The organism is Rhizomicrobium sp., assembly GCF_056722145.1.
In genome coordinates this window covers 1-5809 of record NZ_JBWZET010000252.1, presented here as the reverse complement: position 1 = coordinate 5809, position 5809 = coordinate 1, and the positions used below count along the sequence as shown (strand labels likewise).

The following is a 5809-nucleotide window of genomic DNA, read 5'->3' as shown; positions in this document are numbered from 1 at the left end:
TGATCTTCTTGGCAGCGCTCGGCCGGCTTTCGCATTCGGGCGACGGGCCGGTCTCGTAGGACGAGTACATATACGGCGTCATCGCCGCGAATTCGGCGGCGCAGGTGTCGATGCGCTTGAACACGGGGTGGACGCCGGCGTGCTGGCGGGCGTAGCGCACTTCCTTCTCGGTCTTGCCGGTCAGCTTGGCGAGGCGCTTGTCGGAAAAGCCCATCGACTTCAGCCGGCGCAAGGCCTCGGCGTCTTTCGGCAGGCCGAACGCCTTGACCTCTTCTTCGACTTTGATGATCGCTTCGATCTCGCCGAGGAACCAGGGATCGAACTTGGTGATTGCGGCGATCTCGGCGAGCGGCATGCCGTTGCGTATCGCCTGGGCGATGCGGCGCAGGCGGTCGGGGTGGGTCTGGCCCAAGACGTCGGTGATGTCGTCGTGGTCGGAGGACAGTTCCACCTCGTCGAGGCCGGTGAGACCCGTTTCGAGCGAGCGCAGCGCCTTCTGCAGCGACTCCGCAAAGGTGCGCCCGATCGCCATCGCTTCGCCGACCGATTTCATCGCGGTGGTCAGATGCGGTTCGGCGCCGGGAAATTTCTCGAAGGCGAAGCGCGGGATCTTGGTGACGACATAGTCGATGGTCGGCTCGAACGCAGCCGGCATGACGCCTGTGATGTCGTTGGTGATCTCGTCGAGCGTGTAGCCGACTGCGAGCTTGGCGGCGACCTTGGCGATCGGGAAGCCGGTCGCCTTGGAGGCCAGCGCCGAGGAGCGCGACACGCGCGGGTTCATCTCGATGATGACCATGCGCCCGTCGTCGGGGTTGATGGCGAACTGCACGTTGGAGCCGCCGGTTTCCACCCCGATTTCGCGCAACACGGCGATGGACGCCGTGCGCATGCGCTGGAATTCCTTGTCGGTCAGCGTCAGCGCCGGGGCGACGGTGATCGAATCGCCGGTGTGCACGCCCATCGGATCGATGTTCTCGATCGAGCAGACGATGATGGCGTTGTCGGCCTTGTCGCGGACGACCTCCATCTCGAACTCTTTCCAGCCGAGCACGGATTCCTCGATCAGCACCTCGTTGACCGGGCTGGCATCGAGGCCGGCTTCGACGATCTCGAAGAATTCCTCGCGGTTGTAGGCGATGCCGCCGCCGGTGCCGCCCAACGTGAACGAGGGCCGGATCACGGCGGGCAGGCCGACATGGTCGAGCGCTTCGAGGGCGTGGGTGAACGCCTCCGGCGACAGCTCCATGATCGGGTTGTTCTGGTCGTCGTAGAGGAAGTTGCCGCCCGAGTCCTTCTTGTGGCGCAGATAGCCTTTCAGCGTCATGCCGCGCGGCACGTCGAGGCCGATCTTGATCATCGCCTGGCGGAACTGCTCGCGATCCTCGGCCTTGTCGATGGCGGCCGCCGAGGCGCCGATCAGCTCGACATTGTACTTTTCGAGGATGCCGCGCTTGCGCAGCGTCAGCGCCGCGTTGAGCGCCGTCTGGCCGCCCATGGTCGGCAACAGCGCAAAGCCGCGCCCGACCGGCACGTTCTCGCGCTCGCGCTTGATGATCTTTTCCAGGAAGGTGGCGGTGATCGGCTCGATGTAAGTGGCGTCCGCGAGCTGCGGATCGGTCATGATCGTGGCCGGGTTGGAATTCACCAGCACCACGCGATAACCCTCCTGCCGAAGCGCCTTGCAAGCCTGGGCGCCGGAGTAATCGAACTCGCAGGCCTGGCCGATGACGATGGGGCCCGCGCCAATGATCAGCACGGTATGGATGTCTTCGCGTTTAGGCATTTTCTTCTCGCGCGCGTGTCCGGGCGCACGAATGTCGCACCCCGGTTCGGCCAAATTGCAGGTTAAGGGGATCGTCTAGCCCCAAAGGGGGGGAGGCGCAACCCTGCTGTCACAGAATGCTGTGCAACGGGGGCGGGAGCCGGCCTTTCGACGCGAATGGGGCGGGAACTGCCACGCCCGCTCCACCCACTGTCATCCCCGGCCGAGCCCGCCGCGGCGCAGAGCGCTAGAGCAACGAACATTCAGACGAGATCACGTCGTTCATCTTTCCTCCCCCGCGCCGACAGATCCTTTCAGTCATGATTTGAGCATCGCGGGGGAGGAAAGAATGATCTCGCTTGAACGTCCGATGCGCTAAGGCGTGCGAGGGAAAGGGGACCCAGGTTTGGCCGGCAGGAGGATCTCACCGAAGAGCCGATCATACAGATCGTTCCAGCCGGAGTTTTCTTTCTCGATCAGTTCGATCTTCCAGGCGCGGTTCCACCGCTTGAGCCTTTTTTCGCGCGCGATCGCGGTATGGATGTCGTCGTGCATCTCGTACCAGACGAGCATGTGGACGCCATGCTTCCGTGTGAACCCTTCGACGAGGTCGCTCTTGTGCTCCCAAGTGCGCCGGACAACGTCGTTGGTGACGCCGATGTACAGCGTGCCGTTTCGGGCACTCGCCAGAATGTAGACGAAGTAGAGATGGTCCCGCACACCGCCATGATACCGAGAATTCTCGCGTAGATCGAGCTACCGCCACCACCTGGGTCCCCGGTCGGCGCTCGGTCGCTTCGCGCCTTCGCTTGCCGGGGATGACAAGAGGGGGCTCGAAAAAAGTGTGTCATCCCCGGCCGAGCCCGCCGCGGCGCGGAGCGCTACGGTGTGCGAAGGACCGGGGACCCAGGATTGGCCGGCAAGAGGATTTCACCAAGTCACCGCGAACATCGGTGCGGCCCCACCACCTGGGTCCCCGGTCGGCGCTCGGTCGCTGCCGCGCCTTTCGCTTGCCGGGGATGACAAGGGGGAGCGGCGCACCCTTCGCTTGCCGGGGATGACAAGGGGGGCGTCCCCGGTCGGCGCTTGCCGGGGATGACAAAATGGGGTGCGGGCGGATTGGCCGGTTGAAGCTCTGTTTGATTCATCTGATGAATGCGGTGCGGGATGAGTCTTTGATCACGGGGGTTTCGTTGAACACCAATAAGTTGCCGATCAATCGGCGCGAACTGACGTTTGGATTGGCCACTGTTCCGTGGCTGCTGACGACTGTGGCGCATGCCAGCGGCGTCGCTCCGGTGCCGCTGCGCCTCCACCCGTTTGCGCAACGCCAGGTGCGGCTGCTCGATGGTCCTTGCCGCGATGCGATGCTGTGGAACCGCCGCTTCATGCTGCAGGTCGATCTCGACCGGCTGCTGCATAATTTCCGCGTCACCGCCGGCCTGCCGTCGAGCGCCAAGCCGCTGGGCGGATGGGAAGCGCCCTACAGTGAGGTGCGCGGCCATTTCGTGGCCTTCTATTTGTCGGCGTGCGCGCGGATGACGGCCGGCGACGACGACATGGAGCTCAAGGCCCGCGGCGATGCCATCGTGGCGTGTCTCGCCGAGTGCCAGAAGGCGCTGAACCAGGGCGGCTATGTCAGCGCCTTTCCGTCGTCGCACTTCGACCGGCTCGATAAGGGCAAAGACGTCTGGGCGCCGTTCTACATGCTGCACAAGATCATGGTCGGCCTCTACGACATGCATCAGCTCGCCGGCAACAAGCAGGCGATGCCGGTGCTGATGGGGATGGCGGCGTGGATCGATGCCTGGACGGCGACCAAGCCCCGCGCCCACATGCAGGACATGCTGGAAAACGAATTCGGCGGCATGGCCGAGATGTTCTACGACCTCGCGGCGGAGACCAAAGATCCGCGCTGGATCAAGACCGGCGATCGTTTTGCCAAGGAGAAATTCCTCGCACCCCTGGCGGCGCGCCGAGACGAACTCAAGGACCGGCACGCCAACACCCACGTTCCGCAAGTCATCGCGGCGGCGCGGCGCTACGAGGTGTGCGGCGAGGACCACGATCACACCATCGCCGATTTTTTCTGGGACAGCGTCGTCGATTACCGCAGCTATGTCACCGGCGGCACCGGCAACAAGGAATTCTGGCTGACCGAGCCGCACAAGCTCGGCGCCGAATGGAGCCAGACGACCACGCACGCCGAATGTTGCGTCGCCTACAACATGATGAAGCTGTCGCGCCATCTCTACGAATGGAGCGGCGATACGAAGTATATGGAGTATTACGAGCGGCTGCTGTTCAACCACCGCCTCGGCACTATCGAGCCGGAAACCGGGCGGTCGATGTATTACCTGTCGCTGACGCCGGGCGCCTGGAAGATCGTCGGCAACGACGACGCCACCTTCTGGTGCTGCACCGCGAGCGGTGTCGAGGAATACACCAAGCTCAACGACACCCTCTATTTCCACGACCACAACGGGCTCTATGTGAACCAGTATGTGGCCTCCAAGCTCGACTGGTCGGAACGCAAGATCGCCGTGGAGCAGCACACGGCATTTCCGGAAGAGGGACGCACCGAACTGGTGGTGAAGGCGGCGCCCGGCGGGGTGTGGCCGCTCAACTTGCGCATTCCGGCGTGGACCGAGGCGCCGCGCGTGCTGGTCAACGGCCAGCCGTTTGGCGCCGCGGTTCCGGGGCAGTATCTGAAGATCGCGCGCGCCTGGAAGCCGGGTGATCGGGTCGTGCTGGAAATGCCGATGCCGCTGAAGGCGGTGGGTTTCGAAGACCGGCCGACGGTGCAGGCGCTGCTGGTTGGTCCGATCGTCCTCGCCGGCCAATTCCCGCTGGGCGGCGCCACCAATGGCGCCTCGGAGCACAGCGAGCCGGAGAAGGTCGCGCACATCGACAAATTCCCGATCACGATCCCGAGCCTGAAACTCTCGGGCAAGCCGCTGACCGAGCTGCTGCAGCCGGGCGCGACCAAGCTCAGCTATGTGATAGAGGGCCAGGCCGAGGCGATCGAACTGAAGCCGCTATACCAAAGCTGGCAGCGCTACACGGTGTATTGGGAGACGACGTAAAAAGGCCCGCGTGTCATCCCCGGCCGGGCTCTCCGCTGCGCGGCTTTGCTTGCCGGGGATGACAAAAAAAGGCTGTCATCCCCGGCCGGGCTCTCCGCTGCGCGTAGCGCGACGGAGCGTGAAGGACCGGGGACCCAGGATTATCCGGCAAGGTGATATCTGCGAGGACACGCGGGTCATCGTCGAGATCGCGACGTTTCGGGCACCTGGGTCCCCGGTCGTCGCGCCGCCGCTGCGCGGCTTTGCTTGCCGGGGATGACAAAAGGAGGGCGCTGCGCGGCTTTGCTTGCCGGGGATGACAAGAAGGGGGCGCTGCGCGGCTTTGCTTGCCGGGGATGACAAGAAGGGGGCGCTTCGCGGCTTTGCTTGCCGGGGATGACAAGAAGGGGGCGCTGCGCGGCTTCGCTTGCCGGGGATGACAAAAGGAGGGCGCTGCGCGGCTTTGCTTGCCGGGGATGACAAGAGGAGGTCGCCTCGGGTGTGTTATCATTCCGCGTCGACTCTCGGGGATCCGCGCATGAGAACGATTTCTGCTGCTTTGCTGGCGTCTGTCGCCGCGATCGGGGTTTGCGATGCGGCTTCTCTCGATCCTTCCACTTTGCCCAAGATCGGCACCGTCAGCGAGCGGTTCCAGGGCTTCAATGTGGAAATGATCGAGGTCACCGGCGGGGCGTTCTGGAAGCCCTATGGCGCGCCCGATGCGGCGCCGAAAGGGCCGACGCCGGCCGGCATGGACCCGAAGATTTATGCCTATCGCACGCCCAAGGACCTTGCCAATCCGCGGCTTCGGATGCTGGCGGCGGCGCTGGGGCCGACCTATATGCGGGTCTCCGGCACCTGGGCCAACGCGACCTTTTTCGCCGACACCGACACGCCGCCCGATCATCCGCCGCCCGGATTCAACGGTCTGCTGACGCGGGCGCAATGGAAGGGCGTGGTCGATTTCGCGCACGCGACC

At 64.2% G+C, this 5809-nt stretch carries 3 protein-coding genes and 1 pseudogene; 2 read left to right on the top strand and 2 right to left on the bottom strand.

The annotated features are described in order from the left end of the window. On the bottom strand, positions 1 to 1786 hold a 1786-nt coding region (gene carB, locus AC1P6P_RS13490; protein WP_481402965.1), incomplete at its 3' end, for a carbamoyl-phosphate synthase large subunit. Positions 1787 to 2140: 354 nt separating this feature from the next. Further along, a complete protein-coding gene (locus AC1P6P_RS13485; protein WP_481402964.1) occupies positions 2141 to 2485 on the bottom strand; it encodes a GIY-YIG nuclease family protein in 345 nt (114 codons plus the stop codon). A gap of 473 nt (positions 2486 to 2958) precedes the next feature. Here AC1P6P_RS13485 and AC1P6P_RS13480 point away from each other — a divergent pair, with 473 nt between their 5' ends. Together AC1P6P_RS13480 and AC1P6P_RS13475 are read left to right on the top strand one after the other, a co-directional pair. Next, positions 2959 to 4851 carry a glycoside hydrolase family 127 protein gene (locus AC1P6P_RS13480; protein ID WP_481402963.1) on the top strand — a complete coding sequence of 631 codons (1893 nt, stop codon included), beginning with the start codon at positions 2959 to 2961 and terminating at the stop codon, positions 4849 to 4851. 517 nt (positions 4852 to 5368) lie between these two features. Beyond that, a pseudogene (locus AC1P6P_RS13475) lies at positions 5369 to 5809 on the top strand (hypothetical protein); the annotation flags it as partial.